Source organism: Streptomyces sp. NPDC051041 (genome assembly GCF_044456065.1).
Taxonomy (GTDB): Bacteria; Actinomycetota; Actinomycetes; order Streptomycetales; family Streptomycetaceae; genus Streptomyces; species Streptomyces glaucus.
This window is the reverse complement of the sequence record NZ_JBITFM010000003.1, coordinates 275,442-291,398: the sequence shown is the minus strand read 5'-3', so window position 1 is coordinate 291,398 and position 15,957 is coordinate 275,442. Positions and strand designations below refer to the sequence as shown.

Annotated in this window: 14 protein-coding genes; 7 read left to right on the top strand and 7 right to left on the bottom strand. The window is 75.6% G+C overall.

Annotated elements, in window-relative coordinates; genetic code table 11:
• Positions 1–30 precede the first annotated feature (30 nt).
• From ACIBAI_RS07495 to ACIBAI_RS07480, 4 genes are all read left to right on the top strand, one after another.
• A complete protein-coding gene (locus ACIBAI_RS07495) occupies positions 31–1,095 on the top strand; it encodes an ABC transporter substrate-binding protein (RefSeq protein WP_399031818.1) in 1,065 nt (354 codons plus the stop codon).
• Positions 1,092–2,156 (top strand): FecCD family ABC transporter permease, encoded by a 1,065-nt coding sequence (locus tag ACIBAI_RS07490; protein WP_399031816.1) that lies wholly within the window; start codon positions 1,092–1,094, stop codon positions 2,154–2,156. The genes ACIBAI_RS07495 and ACIBAI_RS07490 overlap by 4 nt, the downstream gene beginning before the upstream one ends.
• A complete protein-coding gene (locus ACIBAI_RS07485) occupies positions 2,153–3,031 on the top strand; it encodes an ABC transporter ATP-binding protein (protein WP_399031815.1) in 879 nt (292 codons plus the stop codon). Before ACIBAI_RS07490 ends, ACIBAI_RS07485 begins: the two co-directional genes overlap by 4 nt.
• Positions 3,032–3,562: 531 nt before the next feature.
• Entirely contained in the window at positions 3,563–4,936 is a 1,374-nt protein-coding gene (locus tag ACIBAI_RS07480) for an MFS transporter (protein WP_399031814.1), read from the top strand.
• A gap of 45 nt (positions 4,937–4,981) precedes the next feature.
• Here ACIBAI_RS07480 and ACIBAI_RS07475 read toward each other — a convergent pair whose 3' ends face one another.
• From ACIBAI_RS07475 to ACIBAI_RS07450, 6 genes are all read right to left on the bottom strand, one after another.
• Positions 4,982–6,928: a helix-turn-helix domain-containing protein gene (locus ACIBAI_RS07475; RefSeq protein ID WP_399032209.1), complete on the bottom strand. Its 1,947-nt coding sequence runs from the start codon at positions 6,926–6,928 to the stop codon at positions 4,982–4,984.
• A 73-nt stretch (positions 6,929–7,001) separates the two neighbouring features.
• Positions 7,002–7,802: a 3-hydroxybutyrate dehydrogenase gene (locus ACIBAI_RS07470; RefSeq protein ID WP_399031813.1), complete on the bottom strand. Its 801-nt coding sequence runs from the start codon at positions 7,800–7,802 to the stop codon at positions 7,002–7,004.
• Between the two features lie 54 nt (positions 7,803–7,856).
• Entirely contained in the window at positions 7,857–8,336 is a 480-nt protein-coding gene (locus ACIBAI_RS07465) for an NUDIX hydrolase (protein ID WP_399031812.1), read from the bottom strand.
• Positions 8,337–8,404: 68 nt separating this feature from the next.
• A complete protein-coding gene (gene lnt / locus ACIBAI_RS07460; protein WP_399031810.1) occupies positions 8,405–10,015 on the bottom strand; it encodes an apolipoprotein N-acyltransferase in 1,611 nt (536 codons plus the stop codon).
• Positions 10,016–10,118: 103 nt separating this feature from the next.
• Complete coding sequence (locus ACIBAI_RS07455; protein WP_399031809.1) at positions 10,119–10,664, bottom strand: hypothetical protein; 546 nt, start codon at positions 10,662–10,664, stop codon at positions 10,119–10,121.
• A 90-nt stretch (positions 10,665–10,754) separates the two neighbouring features.
• On the bottom strand, positions 10,755–11,540 hold the full coding sequence (locus ACIBAI_RS07450; RefSeq protein WP_399031807.1) for a glutamate racemase: 786 nt from the start codon (positions 11,538–11,540) through the stop codon (positions 10,755–10,757).
• 39 nt (positions 11,541–11,579) lie between these two features.
• Here ACIBAI_RS07450 and ACIBAI_RS07445 point away from each other — a divergent pair, with 39 nt between their 5' ends.
• Positions 11,580–12,773: a glycosyltransferase gene (locus ACIBAI_RS07445; protein ID WP_399031805.1), complete on the top strand. Its 1,194-nt coding sequence runs from the start codon at positions 11,580–11,582 to the stop codon at positions 12,771–12,773.
• A gap of 19 nt (positions 12,774–12,792) precedes the next feature.
• Here the strand turns inward: ACIBAI_RS07445 and ACIBAI_RS07440 are convergent, their stop codons facing one another.
• Entirely contained in the window at positions 12,793–14,061 is a 1,269-nt protein-coding gene (locus tag ACIBAI_RS07440; RefSeq protein ID WP_399032207.1) for a TerD family protein, read from the bottom strand.
• Positions 14,062–14,380: 319 nt separating this feature from the next.
• Here ACIBAI_RS07440 and ACIBAI_RS07435 point away from each other — a divergent pair, with 319 nt between their 5' ends.
• Entirely contained in the window at positions 14,381–14,821 is a 441-nt protein-coding gene (locus ACIBAI_RS07435) for a DUF6643 family protein (RefSeq protein ID WP_399031803.1), read from the top strand.
• A gap of 39 nt (positions 14,822–14,860) precedes the next feature.
• Positions 14,861–15,688, top strand: coding sequence for an MOSC domain-containing protein (locus tag ACIBAI_RS07430; protein WP_399031801.1), 828 nt, complete (start codon positions 14,861–14,863; stop codon positions 15,686–15,688).
• Positions 15,689–15,957 lie beyond the last annotated feature (269 nt).

Here is a 15,957-nt window from a genome sequence, read left to right as displayed (position 1 = left end):
GGCACCCGACCGTCCGCACGGGCCCCGCGCATGGGTCCTGACGTTGAGAAAGCCGACACTGTGCACCTGTCACGTCCCGCTCGCCGCTCCCTCCTGCTCCTGACCGGGGCCCTGTTGCTCGCCGCATGCGGTTCCGGCGCCGGCTCGTCCGCGAAGTCCGCCGGTTCCGGCGCGGGAGCCGTCACGTTCGACAACTGCGGGCGGAAGGTGACGGTCGAGGCTCCGCCGAAGCGGGCCGTGTCCCTGAACCAGGGCACCACCGAGATCCTGCTCTCCCTCGGCCTGGCCGACCGGATGGCGGGAACCGCCACCTGGACCGACCCCGTCATGAAGGGACTGGAGCGGGCCGACGCGAAGGTGCCTCGGCTGGCCGACGACCAGCCGTCGTTCGAGAGGGTGCTGGACGCCGAACCGGACTTCGTGGCCTCCTCCTTCGCGTCCACTCTGGGCAAGGGCGGAGTGGCCACCCGCGAGAAGTTCGAGGAGCTCGGCGTGCCGACGTATCTGTCGCCCGCCGACTGCGAGGGCAAGGACAACAGCGGCGACGGTGACGGCTCACGGACGAAGCTCCTGGCCATGGAGACGGTCTACCGCGAGGTGCGGGAACTGGCCCGGGTCTTCGGGGTGGAGGACCGCGGCGAGAAGCTCATCGCCCGGCTGGAGAGCCGCATCGCGCAGGCCGCGTCGGGGACGCGCGCCGGGAACACCACCGTTCTGTACTGGTTCGCGAGCCAGGAGTCCCCCTACATGGCGGGCTGCTGCGGCGCGCCCGGCATCATCACGAACGCGCTCGGCGCGAAGAACGTCTTCGCCGACAGCACCCAGGAGTGGCCCCGGATCAACTGGGAGACCGTCGCCGACCGCGACCCCGACGTGCTCGTCATCGGTGATCTCACCCGCAGGTCGCAGACCGCCGAGTCGGCCGCGAAGAAGATCGCGTTCCTGGAGTCGAATCCGGCGACGAAGAACATGGAGGCGGTGAGAAGGAAGCGGTACGTGCTGCTCAGCGGGCAGGCCATGAACCCGACGATCCGTACGGTCGAGGGCGTGGAGAAGGTGGCCGCGGCGCTGCGCGAGCACGGGCTCGCCGGATGAGGACCGCTCCGCGGTCTTCCCCGGCCCGCCCGCCGCGGGGCGCGGCGGGCGGGCTGCGCCTCGTGGCCGGCCTGGGCGGCGGGCTGGCCGTGCTCGCCGCGTCCGTCGCCGTCGCCGTCACCATCGGCCCGGCCGACATCGGTGTGGGCGACGCCTGGTCCGTAATCGCCTCCCGCCTGGGCTGGGGCACGACGGATCTCACCGCGATCCGCGAGGGCATCGTCTGGAACCTGCGGCTGCCGCGCACCCTGCTCGCCGCGGTGTGCGGAGCCGGACTCGCGGTGTGCGGCGCGGTGATGCAGTCGCTGCTGCGCAACCTCCTCGCCGACCCCTTTGTCCTGGGCGTCTCCTCCGGGGCGTCGACCGGCGCCGTCGTCGTGATCGTCCTCGGCGCCGGCGGCGGTGTCCTGTCCGTCTCCGGCGGCGCGTTCGTGGGTGCGGTCGGCTCCTTCGCGCTGGTGCTGCTGCTCAGCCACACACTCGGCGGGACGACGGACCGGGTGGTGCTGTCCGGGGTGGCGGCGATGCAGCTGTTCTCCGCCCTGACCTCGTTCGTGGTGACGACGGCGGCCGACGCGGAGACCACCCGGGGCGTGCTGTTCTGGCTGCTCGGGTCGCTCGGCGGCGCCGACTGGACCGAGGTGGGACTGTGCGCGGCCGTCCTGACGCTCGCCCTCGTGGTGTGCCTGGGCCACGCGCGCGCCCTGGACGCCTTCGCCTTCGGTCAGGACGCCGCGGCGACGCTCGGGGTCCCGGTCGCCCGGACCCGGCTGGTGCTGCTGTGCGTGACCGCGCTGCTGACCGCGGCGCTGGTCAGCTCGGCGGGCGCCATCGGCTTCGTCGGCCTGGTCCTGCCGCACGCCGCCCGCGCCCTCGCCGGCCCGGGGCACGCCCGGCTGCTGCCGGTCACCGCGCTCGCCGGGGCGGTGTTCCTCGTCTGGGCCGACACCCTGGCCCGCACCGTCCTCGATCCGCGGGAGGTGCCGGTGGGCGTGGTGACCTCACTGGTCGGTGTTCCGGCGTTCGTCCTGGTCCTGTACCGCACGAGGAGGACGCGATGACGGCCCGCGCACAGCGGCGGGGCGACGGTGCCCGGCCGCCGGCCGGTGGACCGGCGACTGCCGGGCAGGCGCCCGGCAAAGCGTCGCCCGCCGGGCCGCCCGCCCTCGCCGCCGACCGCGTGACCCGCACCCTCGACGGGCGGTTGATCCTCGACGGCGTCAGCCTCACCCCCCGGCCCGGCTCCGTGACCGGACTGCTCGGCCCCAACGGCTCGGGGAAGTCGACGCTGCTGCGGCTGCTGTCCGGCGTCCTCGCCCCCGCCTCCGGCGTCGTCACCCTCGACGGGCGTCCACTCGGCGACTGGGGCCGCCGCGCCGTGGCCCGGCGCGTGGCCGTCGTCGAGCAGCACGCCGACACCCTCGTGGAGCTGACCGTCCTCGACGTCGTACGCCTCGGCCGCGTCCCGCACCGGCGCGTCTGGGCCCCCGCCACCGCGGCGGACGAGGAGGTCGTGCGCACCGCCCTGGAGCGCACCGGTCTCGCCGACCGCGCGCACCAGCCCTGGCACACGCTCTCCGGCGGCGAGCGCCAGCGCGTACAGATCGCCCGTGCCCTGGCCCAGGAGCCGCGCGAGCTGCTGCTGGACGAACCCACCAACCACCTCGACATCCAGCACCAGCTCGACCTGCTGAACCTGATCGCCGAGCTACCCGTCACCAGCGTCGTCGCCCTGCACGACCTGAACCTGGCGGCCATGTACTGCGACCAGGTCGTCGTCCTCCGGGACGGCCGGGTGGTCACCGCCGGCTCCCCGGGCGACACGCTGACCGAGTCCCTGATCGCCGACGTCTACGGCGTGCGCGCCACGGTCACCCGCCCCGGCCCCGGCGACCGGCCGCACATCCGCTTCCTGGGCACGATGGCCGGTGAGTGACGGCGGCCCGGGGCCGGCATCGCAGGGGGCGACGGCGGTGCAGGAGGCGGGTGCCGGCTTCGGCCTCTCCGCGCGCGAGGCCGTCGCGACGGGCCCCGCCCGGCACGGACGGCTGCTCGACGGGGACACGCCCGAGGGCGCCGGCCCGATCCGGTCGGCGCCCGCCGCGGTGGACGCCACCTGCCTGGCCCGCCCGCCCCTTCGGCCGGCTCCCCGGCGGCGAACGCCGGCGCGTGCCGACCGCCCGCGCTCTCGCCCAGGAGCCCGCAGCCGCCCACGCTCTCGCCCAGGGGCCCGCAGCCGCCCTCCCGGACGAGCCGACCGCGTTCCCCGTTCCCGACCGCGCCTCCCGGGCAGCGCCCGTCCCGGCCTTCCCGGGCCCCTGAATCCCCCTTCCCCGAGCCGGCATGGTGGCCGCGCGCATACCCGGTCCCCGAACTGTGGTGCCCCGCCACATGTGAGCCTGACCTGCGTGTTCCTACGGTGTGCCGACACGTACCCGTCCCCACCGCACACGAGGAAGTGGCGCACATGGCCTCCCCGGCAACCGCTCCCCCGCCCCCCGGCAACCTCAAGCGCATCGTCGCCGCGTCCCTCATCGGCACCACCATCGAGTGGTACGACTTCTTCCTCTACGGCTCCGCCGCCGCGCTGGTCTTCAACAAGCTGTTCTTTCCCGAGTCCGACCCGCTCGTCGGCACGCTCCTGTCGTTCCTGACGTACGCCGTCGGCTTCGCCGCCCGGCCGCTCGGCGCGCTGGTGTTCGGGCACTACGGCGACCGGCTCGGCCGCAAGAAGCTGCTGGTGCTCAGTCTGCTGCTGATGGGCGGCGCGACCTTCGCGATCGGGCTGCTGCCCACGCACGCGACCATCGGGACCGCCGCGCCCGTGCTGCTGACCGTGCTGCGGCTGGTGCAGGGGTTCGCGCTCGGCGGCGAGTGGGGCGGGGCCGTCCTGCTGGTGTCCGAGCACGGGGACGCGCGGCGGCGCGGGTTCTGGGCGTCGTGGCCGCAGACCGGCGCGCCGGCGGGGCAGTTGCTGGCGACCGGCGTGCTGTCGCTGCTGACCGCCGTCCTGTCGGACGCCGCCTTCGGCAGCTGGGGCTGGCGGATCCCGTTCCTGCTCTCCGGTGTGCTGGTGATCGTCGGTCTGTGGATCCGGCTGTCCGTCGACGAGTCGCCCGTCTTCCGGCAGGCGCTGGCGCAGGCCGAGGCGCGCACGGCGGGCGCCGAGCGGACGCCGCTGGTGTCCGTGCTGCGCCACCACTGGCGCGACGTGCTGGTCGCCATGGGCGCGCGCATGGCGGAGAACATCGGCTACTACGTCATCACGGCGTTCATCCTCGTCTACGCCACCGCGTCGGCCGGCGTCTCCGAGCAGACCGCGCTCAACGCGGTGCTGATCGGCTCGGCGGTGCACTTCGCCGTCATCCCGGCGTGGGGCGCGCTCTCGGACCGGATCGGCCGGCGTCCCGTGTACCTGCTGGGCGCGGCCGGCGTCGGGCTGTGGATGTTCCCGTTCTTCGGGCTCGTCGACACCGGGAGCTTCGGCGGCCTGCTCGTCGCCGTGACCGTGGGCCTGGTCCTGCACGGGGCGATGTACGCGCCCCAGGCCGCCTTCTTCTCCGAGATGTTCGCGACGCGGATGCGCTACTCCGGGGCCTCCATCGGCGCCCAGTTCGCCTCGGTCGCGGCGGGCGCCCCCGCCCCGCTGATCGCCACCGCGCTGCTGGCCGACCACGGCAGCTCCACCCCGATCGCGCTGTACGTGATCGCCGCGGCCGTGGTGACGGTGATCGCCGTGGCGGCGGGCCGGGAGACCCGTCACCGGGACCTCGCCGCGGTCGGCCCCTCCGCCGCCGGGGAGCCGGAGGCCGCCCGGGCCGCGGACGCGCGCACCGTCTGATCCCGCTCGCCGTCCGGCCCCCGTGCGCGCGTGGCGCGGCGGGGGTCAGTGCCGTGCGGGGGCGGCCAGCCGGTGCAGGCGCAGGGCGAGCTGTATCTCCAGGGCGCGGGCGGGGTGCTGCCAGTCGGCGCCGAGGAGGCGGCCCACGCGTTCCAGGCGCTGGGCGACCGTGTTGACGTGGACGTGCAGCGCGTCCTTGGTGCGGGCGGGGCTCATGCCGCAGGCGAAGTAGGCCTCGAGGGTGCGCAGCAGCTCGGTGCCGCGGCGTTCGTCGTAGGCGGCGACCGGGCCGACGGTGCGGTCGACGAAGCCGGTGATGTCCCGGTCGCCGGCCAGCAGCAGGCCGAGGAAGCCGAAGTCCTCGGCGGCGGCGCCGTCCCCGGAGCGGCCCAGCAGCGGCAGGACGTCGAGGCAGCGCCGGGCCTCCGCGTACGCGGCGGCCACGGTGTCGGGCCGGGCGGCGAGGTCCTCGACGGGGGCGGAGGCGCCGACGGTGACCGGTTCGTGGACGGCCGTGCCCAGCTGGCGGGCGGTGCGGCGGGCCACGGCGGTGGCGGTGTCGCCGGGGTCGAGGGGCAGCAGCAGGACGGTGCCGCCGTCGCGGGCGGCGGACAGGCCCTGCCGGGTCGCCGCGAGGTGGGCGGCGGCGGCCCCCAGGCGTCTGCGGGTGTCCGCCTCCTGGCCGGCGTCGGCGGCGGTCCCGTCCAGGCGGGCGGCGAGCACGACGTGGGTGGCGTCGAGATCGGCGTGCAGCCGCGCGGCGCGGTCGCGCAGCAGGCGCGGGTCGCGGTCGCGGGCGTCGAGGAGGTCGTCCAGCAGTTCGCCGCGGACGCGCTGTTCGGCCTCGGCGGCCGAGCGCCGGGCGAGCAGCAGCAGCGAGGTGACCATGGCGGCGCGTTCCAGGGTGCGCTGGTCGACGGGGTCGAGTCCCGGGTGGCCGCGCAGCACGAGCGCGCCGAGGAGCTCGCCGCCGGCGGCGACGGCGGCGATCCAGTCGTCCCCGTGGCGCACCGCGTGCCCTTCGGCGCGGGACGCCTCCAGGGCCCGGGCCGGTGCGGCGGTGGCCTCGGCGAACTCGACGGTGCCGTCGAGGACCTGGGAGACGGCGGCGGCCACGTCGTGCACCCCGCCGCCGCGCAGGACGAGTTCGGCGAGCCGGTCGTGCACGTCGGAGGCCCGCTCGATGACCGCGCTGCGGTCACGGATGATCTCGTTGGCCCGTTCCAGGCCGGCGAGGGCCGAGCGGGTCTCGGCCAGCAGGTTGGCGGTGTCGATGGCGGCCGCCGCGAGCGCGGCGAACGAGCCGAGCAGGGCGATCTGCTCCCGCTCGAAGACCCGGGCCCGCCGGTCGGCGGCGAACAGCACCCCGATGACGTGGTGCCCCAGCGTCAGCGGCACTCCGAGGATGGCCACGAGCCCCTCGTCGCGCACGCCCGCGTCGATGGTGCGGGTGTGCCGGAAGCGGTCGTCCTGGAAGTAGTCCTCGGTGACGTAGGGGCGGGCGGTCTGCGCGACCAGGCCGCCGAGTCCCTCGCCCATGCCGAGCCGGAGCTGCTGGAAGCGGGCCGCGACCGAGCCCTCGGTGACCCGCATGTAGGTGTCGCCCCTGGCCGGGTCGTTCAGGCTGAGGTAGGCCACGTCCGTGCCGAGCAGGGACCGGGCGCGCTGCACGATCGCCCGCAGTACGGCGTCCAGGTCGCGCAGTCCGGCCAGGTCGTGGGCGGTCTCGAAGAGCGCGGACAGCTCCGCCTCGCGCCGGCGCCGTCCCTCCAGTTCCGCGCGCACCCGCAGCGCCAGCAGCTTGGCGTCCTCGAGCGCGGCGATCCGCTCGGCCGGCCGGCCCTCGGCCCGGGCGAGCAGCACCGGCTGCTCGTAGGCGTCGGCGGACGCGCCGCGGGCGAGCAGTTCCAGGAACGGCGTCTCGGCGCCGCCGGCGGGCGCCGGGGCGCCGGCGGCCGGGCGCCGGGCGGACTGGACGTGATCGCGGGACATGTTCACAGGATCGCTCATGAGCGCACCGCGGCGTCAGCCTTGTGGACGACTCGGCGGACCATCGCGGGCTCGTTCAGTGCGCGGTCCAGCCGCCGTCCAGGACCAGGGAGGCGCCGGTGACGAAGGACGCCTGCGGGCTGCACAGGTACGCCACGGCCTCGGCGACCTCGGCCGGTTCGATGAGCCGTTTGACGGCGCTGTCCCGCAGCAGCACCTCCGTCAGGACGCGCTCCTCGGAGATGCCGTGCGCCCGGGCCTGGTCGGCGAGCTGCCGCTCCACGAGCGGGGTGCGCACGTAGGCGGGGTTCACGCAGTTGGAGGTGACCCCGTGCGGGGCGCCTTCGAGGGCGGCGGTCTTGGACAGTCCTTCCAGGCCGTGCTTGGCTGCCACGTACGCCGCCTTGTAGGCCGAGGCGCGCAGGCCGTGCACGGAGGAGATGTTCACGATGCGGCCCCAGCCCTGCCCGTACATGTGCGGCAGGGCGCCGCGGATGAGCCGGAACGGCGCCTCCAGCATCACGGTGAGCACCGTGTGGAAGACGTCCGGCGGGAACTCCTCGATGGGCCGCACCAGTTGCAGCCCGGCGTTGTTGACCAGGATGTCGGTGCCCGCGGCGGCGAGCTCGGCGGCGTCCAGGTCGGTGAGGTCCAGCACGTGCGGCTCGACGGCGCCCGCCAGGCCCGCGGAGTGCGCGGCGAGCGCGTCGAGGCCGGCCGTGTCCCGGTCGACGGCTCTGACCTCGGCCCCGGCGGCCGCCAGCCGCAGCGCGCAGGCGCGGCCGATGCCTCCGGCGGCGCCGGTGACGAGGGCGGTGCGGCCGCCGAGGTCGAGCGGGGCAGCGTGGGAGGCCGGGGGGACGCTGGGCGAGGTCATGGCCCGACCCTAGGCGGCGACCGCGCCCCGCCCCATGTGGTCACGCCCCACAGTTCAGCAGGATCCAGTGGGGTCGAACCATGTGGGTGCGTCGGCCAGGGCCTGCTTGATCCGGAAGAGGCCGGGCTCGTTCAGTTCCGGCAGGGCGTCCACCGCGAACCAGCCCACCTCCAGCGACTCGTCGTCGTTGACCCGCGCCTCGCCGCCGACCGCCCGGCAGCGGACGGTGATGTCCATGTACTGGCAGACGTCGCCGTTGTCGTAGGTGATCGGGTCCAGGGCCTGGACGAGGACGATCCGCTCGGCGGCGCAGCGCACCGCGGTCTCCTCGTACACCTCGCGCACGGCGCAGGCGGCGGGCTGCTCCCCCGGTTCCGGGATGCCGCCGATCACCGACCACCTGCGGGTGTCGGACCGCCGGTGCAGCAGCACCCTGTCCGCCTCGTCGAAGACGAGGGCGGTGACTCCGGGGAGCCACAGCAGCTGGTGTCCGGCGGAGGCGCGCAGTGTGCGGATGAAGTCAGGAGTGGCCATGGCCCCGACCCTAGCGGGCGGTCCGCGCGGCCCCCGGCGACTTCGAGGAACGTGCGGCGGGCGTACGGCTACGCGTCACCGGCGCGTCGCCCGCGCATCCCGGCGGCGACGGCCAGGCCGAGCCCGCCCGCGGCGAGCAGCACCAGGGCGGTCTCGGGCAGGACGCCCAGCTGCGTGGCGGGTGTCCTCGACGAGCGCAGCGGCACCTCCTGGACCAGGGAGTCCGCCACGAACATGCCGGTCCGCCGGGTGATCGTGCCGTCCGGCAGGATGATCGCGCTGACCCCGCTGGTCACCGGCACGGTGACGGTCCGGCTGTGCTCGACGGCGCGGACGCGGGACATGGCGAGCTGCTGGTAGGTCATCTCGCTGCGGTCGAAGGTGGCGTTGTTGCTCGGCACCGAGATCAGCTGCGCGCCGTCGGTGACCTCGGAGCGCACGGCCCAGTCGAAGGCGGCCTCGTAGCAGGTGACCAGGCCGACCCGGGCGCCGGCCATGGTGAACACGCCCGGTTCGGTGCCCCGGCTGAAGTCCTGGCGGACCATCGACGTCCACGTGTCGTTGATCGCCCCGATGAGCGGGCGCAGCGGCAGGTACTCCCCGAAGGGCTGGATCTGCCGCTTGTCGTAGGTGTCGACGGGGCCCTCGGCCGGGTCCCACAGGATCTGCTCGTTGAGCAGCCTGCCGTCGCGCTCGACGACGGCGCCGACCGAGATCGGCACACCGATCGCCTTGGCCGCCGCGTCGATGACGGCGCGCGCGTCGGCGTTGGCGAACGGGTCGATGTCGGAGGAGTTCTCCGGCCAGAGCACGAAGTCGGGCCTGGCGACCCTGCCGGCCCTGACCTCGGCGGCCAGGCGCTCCGTCTCGCGCGCGTGGTGGTCGAGCACCGCGCGGCGCTGGGCGTTGAAGTCGAGGCCCGCGCGGGGCACGTTGCCCTGGACGACGGCGACGGTCACGGAACCGTCCTCCGCCCGGTCGCCGACCAGCGGCCGGGCCGCCACGGCCCCCGCCACCGGCACGGCCGCGGCGCACAGGGCGAGGGCCGCCGCGCCCCGCCGTACGGCCCGGGTGCGCCGGGCCCGGGCGGCGAGGCGCACGCACTCGTACAGGCCGAAGCCGCACAGGACGACGGCGAAGCCGAGCACCGGGGTGCCGCCCACCGCGGCGAGCGGCAGGAAGACGCCGTCCGCCTGGCCGAACGCGATCTTGCCCCAGGGGAAGCCGTGGAAGGGCACGCGTGCGCGTGCCGCCTCACCGGCGATCCACATCCCGGCCGCCCACACCGGCCAGGCGGGCAGCTTCGACACCGCGGCGATGCCCGCGCCGGCCAGCGCGACGAAGAGCGCCTCGATCGCCACCAGCGCGAGCCACGGCCCCGGGCCGACCTCCACTCCGGTCCACACCAGCAGCGGCAGCAGGAAGCCGAGGCCGAAGAGGTAACCGAGGCCGAGGCCCGCCTTCCAGCCGCGGCCGCGCAGCACCCGGCCGAGGACCGCGAAGGCCGGCAGGGCGAGCCACCACAGGGTGCGCGGCGGGAAGCTGAGGTAGAGCAGCGCTCCGGAGAGCGCGGCGGCGACGGCGGGGACGAGGCGCAGGAGCCGCGCGCCGCGCGCGGTGGGCACGACCCGCGGCTGCAGTCGGTCCGACTCGCCGGCGGAGGTTGCGGTGACGGTCACTCCGGGAGTCTACGGCGGGCGGCCTCACCGCGGGCGACGCGGTCCGCGGGGCCCGCGCCGCCCGCCGGCGCGGGCATGACGGACGTACGGCCGCGCGGCGGCCTCAGTGGGCGGGGCCGGGCGTCCGCGGCCGCAGCCGGTCCCGGATCACGCGCACGGCCGCCTCCGCGTCGTCCACGGTGATGGTGAAGGTGTGGCCGTCCCACAGCCGGAGGGCGACGCCCTCGCCGCACCGGACGACGACCGCGGTGCCCCTCTCGGGCCGCCAGCGGTAGCCCCAGCCGCCCCAGTGGCGCGGGGTGACGTGCGGGACGAACTCGGCGCCGGCGACCTGGGACAGCGGGATGCGGCGGCGCGGCACGCCGATGTGGCCGCAGCGCACCTCGAGGCACTCCCTGTCCACCCGCAGGGCGACGTGCACGAACGCCAGCGTGCCGAAGAGGACCAGCAGCCCGGCCGCGATGCAGCCGACGACGGCCATGACGAGCGGGGCCGCACCGGAGGTCCACGCGGGGTCGACGGCCAGCTCTATGCCCAGCGCCATGCAGCCGGCCCCGGCGAGCGCCGGCAGCCACTGGATCCGGTTGGTGGCCCGCCCGGTCCAGACCTCGGGGTCCGGGGCGTGCGGGCCGTGACGGTGGTGCCTCATGCCTACGAGGTTACTCAGCTTTCACCGCGTCGGCGCATCGTCACGTGGGGTGGCCACGTCCGGGGTGCGGCGGCCGGGGCGGTCCGCCGCTCACCGGGTCGCGGCGGTCTCCCCCAGGAGCCGGCCCTCCGCGTAGGCCAGGGCGGCCGTGGGCAGCGCGCCCTCCCGGCCGCTCAGCAGCACCGTGAGCGTGCCCGCGGCGCCGGCGTCGGGGGCGGGCTGCGCGCCGATGCGGCGCAGCGCCTGGGCGGCGACCGCGCCCGCGGAGCCGTGCAGCACCAGGGGCGGGCGGCCGGGGCGCTGGACGGCGGCCCGGATGCGTTCGGCGACCAGCTCGTAGTGGGTGCAGCCGAGGACGACGGTCGTGACGTCGTCGGGGGTCAGGGCGGCGGCCGCGGCGACGGCCTCGTCGACGGCCGCCTCGTCCGCGTGCTCCACGGCCTCGGCCAGCCCCCAGCAGGGCACCTCGGTGACGGTCACGCCGGCGGCGAAGTCGCGGATCAGGTCGCGCTGGTACGGGCTTCCGGTGGTGGCGGGGGTGGCCCAGATCGCGACGGGGCCGCCGCCGGCCGCGGCGGGCTTGATGGCCGGGACCGTGCCGACGACCGGCAGGCCGGGTTCCAGGCGGTCCCGCAGCGCGGCCAGGGCGTGCACGGTCGCGGTGTTGCAGCCGACGATCAGGGCGTCGGGCCGGTGCGCCGCGGCCGCCTCGGCGACGGCCAGGGCGCGCTCGGTGAGGTCCTCGGGGGTCCTCGGCCCCCAGGGCATGCCGTCGGGGTCGAGGGAGAGGACGAGATCGGCGTCGGGGCGGAGACGCCGTACCGCGGCCGTGGCCGCCAGCAGACCGATTCCGGAGTCCATGAGCGCGATCTTCACCCGGCCACGATAGACGATGGGGCTTCTCGGGCCGCTCCCGTGGGGCAGACTGCGCACGTGAGCGCCGTTGTGTGGACCGCCGCCGTATCACTCGCCGCCTGGCTGTGGCTGCTGCTGTGCCGGGGCATGTTCTGGCGCACGGACGTCGGGCTGCCGCCGCGGCGGGAACCCGGCGGCTGGCCGCCGGTGTGCGTCGTGGTCCCGGCCCGTGACGAGGCGGCCGTCCTGCCCGGGACCCTGCCGACGCTGCTCGCGCAGGACTACCCGGGGCGGGCGGAGGTCTTCCTGATCGACGACGGCAGCTCGGACGGGACCGGACGGCTGGCGCGCGAGCTGGCGCGGCGCCACGGCGGGCTGCCCCTCACCGTGGACTCGCCCGGCGAGCCGCCGGCGGGCTGGACCGGCAAGCTCTGGGCCGTGCGCCGCGGCATCGCCCTGGCCCGCGCGCGGTCCCCCGAGTACCTGCTGCTGACGGACGCCGACATCGCCCACGCCCCGGACAGCCTGCGGCAGCTGGTGGCCGCGGCCCGCACCGGGGGTTTCGACCTCGTCTCGCAGATGGCCCGGCTGCGGACGCGGAGCGGGTGGGAGCGGCTCCTCGTGCCGGCCTTCGTCTACTTCTTCGCGCAGCTGTACCCGTTCCGCCTGATCGCCAGGGAGACGGCGCGGACGGCGGCCGCCGCGGGCGGCTGCGTGCTGCTGCGGGCGGAGACCGCCGAGCGGGCGCGGATCCCGGACGCCGTCCGGGGCGCCGTCATCGACGACGTGGCGCTCGCCCGCGCCGTCAAGGACGGCGGCGGCCGTATCTGGCTGGGGCTGGCGGACCGGGTGGACAGCGTGCGGCCCTGTCCCCGGCTGCGCGACCTGTGGCGGATGGTCTCCCGCAGCGCGTACGCGCAGCTGCGGCACAGCCCCGTGGTGCTGGCCGGGACGGTCGCGGGGCTCGCGCTGGTGTACCTGGTGCCGCCGCTGGCGGTGTGCGCGGGCGTCGTCACGGGCGGCGCGGCGGCCGCGGCCGTGGGCGGCCTGGCGTGGCTGGTGATGGCGGGGACGTACCTGCCGATGCTGCGCCACTACCGGCAGCCGCCGTGGCTCGCCCCCCTGCTGCCGTTCACGGCGCTGCTGTACCTCCTCATGACGGTCGACTCCGCCGTGCGGCACCACCGGGGGCGGGGTGCGGCCTGGAAGGGCCGCACCTACGCGCGTCCGGGCGCCGTGCCCGACGAGAGCTGACCGTCCGCCCCGGCGGGGGTCACTTGCGGCCGGGGGTCCAGTTCATGCCCCAGCCGTAGGCGCGGTCGACGGTCCGCTGCGGGCTGACGCCGCGCTCGGGCACCAGGTAGCGGGCCTCGCGCCGGACCACCAGGTCGGTGCCGGTGTTGGTGATCAGCGCGAGGGCGCACACCGTCGAGGGGACGGTGCACTCGTCGAGCGAGAACTCGATCGGGGCGCCGTACTGCGGCCGGAGGGTGACCGTGGCGTGCAGGCCGGCGAAGGAGCGGGCGCCCTCGTAGAGGGTGACGAAGACGAGGACGCGCCGGAACACCTGCCGGTGGTCCAGGTTGACGGTGAGGTTCTCACCGGTCGCCACGGCACCGGTGCGGTCGTCGCCGTCCAGGTGGATGTACGGGGGGTGGTGCAGCGCCCCGAAGGCGTTGCCGAGGGCCTGGACGACCCCCTTGCTGCCGTCCGTCAGTTCGTACAGGGCGCACAGGTCGAGATCGAGGTCGCTGTGCGGCGCGATCGAGCGGCCCAGCTTGCCGGCCCAGCCCGGGGACTGCCTGCGCGCCTGCCAGTCGAGGTTCACCCGCAGGGCGCCCGCGGTGCCGCCCTGCTTGGTCAGCGAGACCGACGGGGCCGCCTTGGTGAGCGTCACCTTGGTGAGACGGACCGGTTCCGGGGCCGGCGCGGCCGGCGGCGTCGCCGGAGGTGCCGGCGGCGTGGCCTGCGGGGGCGGGGCCGCCGCGGGCGCGGACGGCGCCGCGGCCGGGGCGGCGTGCCGGGGTTCGTCCACCGTGATGCCGTAGTCCGTGGCCAGGCCCTCCAGGCCGCTGTCGTAGCCCTGGCCGACGGCGCGGAACTTCCAGGAGCCCTGCCGGCGGTAGAACTCGCCCAGTACGAAGGCGGTCTCCACGGTCGCGCCCGGGCTGTCGAAGCGGGCCGCCACCGTGCCCCGGGCCGCGTCCCGGACCTCGATGTACAGCTCCGGGACCTGCCCGAACGTCCCGCCGTCCGCGGAGGCGGCGAGGATCACGGTCTCGACCTCCGGTTCCACGCGGGCGAGGTCCACGAGGAGGCTGTCGGCCACCCGGCCGTCCGCCGTGCGCTTGCCCTCGTGCCGGACCGCGCCGGAGGGGTGCGCCGGCTGGTTGTAGAAGACGAGGTCCTCGTCGGAGCGGACCCTTCCGCCCGTCAGCAGCAGGGCGGAGGCGTCCGCGTCGGGCACCCCCGGACCGGCCCGCCAGCCCAGTTCCACCCGCAGTGCCGTGGCCGGCACCGGAGTGTTCGATCCCTTCGGCATCGACATGACCGCTCCCATCACGTGTCACCGCGCCAGGCCGTCCGGCAGCCCGGCGGTCCAGTCGCCCGGCATGTACCCGCGGACAACCTGGTGCCCGCGGCGGCGGACTCCCCCCGGGGAACGCGCGAACGCGCCGGAACACTCCCGGCCGACCGCCGGTAACCCGTCCGGAACTCGGCCTTTACACGACGGCTGATCTGCGCGTCGTCCCTTTTCGCCGAATTCGCTCACATTGGGGGTTCCACGTCATCCCGGACACGGAAAACAACCCTCTTATCGGTCTCCCCAACCAGCACATCGTGGGCTTAACTTATGTGCCATGACCTCCCCCCGCTCCACCTATGGCGGCGGCTACTACTCCGCCTCCTTCCCGGACACCCCGATCTACGACTCGCTCGTGGCCGAGCGGGGCACCCCGCAGATCGCCCCGATCCGGGTCCCCGCGCCGTACGACACGCCGAGCAGCCAGCTGCCCGCGCTCCCGTCGGCACTGCCCGCCCTCCCGGCGGCCCCGGCCCAGCCCTCCTACGGCTATCCGCAGCAGGCTCCGCAGTCCGCGCCGCTGCAGCAGGCGCCCGCCGCCTACATCCCGCAGCAGGCGACGGCTCCGCGCGGCTACCCCGGCCCGCAGCAGCCGCAGCAGCAGCCGCGTCCGCCGGCGCCCGCGGGGTACGAGGCGATGCGCCCCGCGGCTCCCCGGCCGGCTCCGGCGCCGTACCAGGATCCGTACGGCAACCAGCAGCAGTACCGCGGCTACTGAGCCGCCCCGGGTCGTCGTGCCGCCTGGCACGATGACCCCATGGGGAACGCGCGACTGCAGTCGATCCACATCCATCCGGTCAAGGCGCTGCGGGGCCTGGCGCTCCGGGAGTGCGCCGTGGAGCCCTGGGGGCTGGCCGGAGACCGGCGCTGGGCGCTGATCGACGACGGGGGAAGGGTCGTCACACAACGCCGGCAGCCGCGCCTCGCCCTGGCCGCCGCCGAGCTCCTGCCCGGCGGCGGCGTGCGGCTGTCCGCTCCCGGCATGCGGCCGCTGACGGTGCCGGTTCCCCGGCCGGCGGGCACGGTGCCGGTGGAGATCTTCCGCGACAGGATCGAGGCGGTGCCCGCCGAGGACGCCGCCGCGCACGCCTGGTGCAGCGCCTATCTCGGGACAGGCGTGCGGCTCGTGCACCTGGACGACCCGGCCGTGCGGCGGCCCGTCGACCCGGAGTACGCACTGCCGGGCGAGACCGTCTCCTTCGCCGACGGCTACCCGCTGCTGCTCACCGCGACCGCCTCCCTCGACGCCCTCAACTCCCTGATCGCGCAGGGGAAGCACGCGGACGAGGGCCCGGTGCCCATGAACCGCTTCCGGCCCGGCGTCGTCGTGGCGGGCACCGCGGCCTGGGCCGAGGACGGCTGGTCCCGCGTCACCATCGGCGAGGTCGCCTTCCGCGTCGCCAAGACGTGCGGGCGGTGCGTGGTGACCACGACCGACCAGGGCACCGCCGAGCGCGGCCGGGAGCCCCTGCACACCCTCGGGCTGCACCGCCGCCTGGACGGCAAGCTGGTCTTCGGGCAGAACCTGGTGCCCTGCTCCCGCGGCACGGTCCGGGTCGGCGACCCGGTCACGGTCCTCCCGTAGCCGCTCGGCGAGGCGGCGAGGCGCGCCGTCCCCGACGCAGCCGGCGCCGGGCCCCGCCGCCGGCTGCGTCGAGGCCGTCCGGCGGCTGCTCGTCCGGCGCACGGTCCGCCGCGGGTACGCCCGTTGGTACCGGGCGCGGGACCGAGCGGGACCGGACCGGGGCGGGACGGGCACCGGCAGCCGGCGACCTGCCGCCTCCGGTCAACCCGCCGCCCGCGCGCACGCTACGGTGGACCGGCCGAACCGATCGGCGACAACCCGCGCAGTAC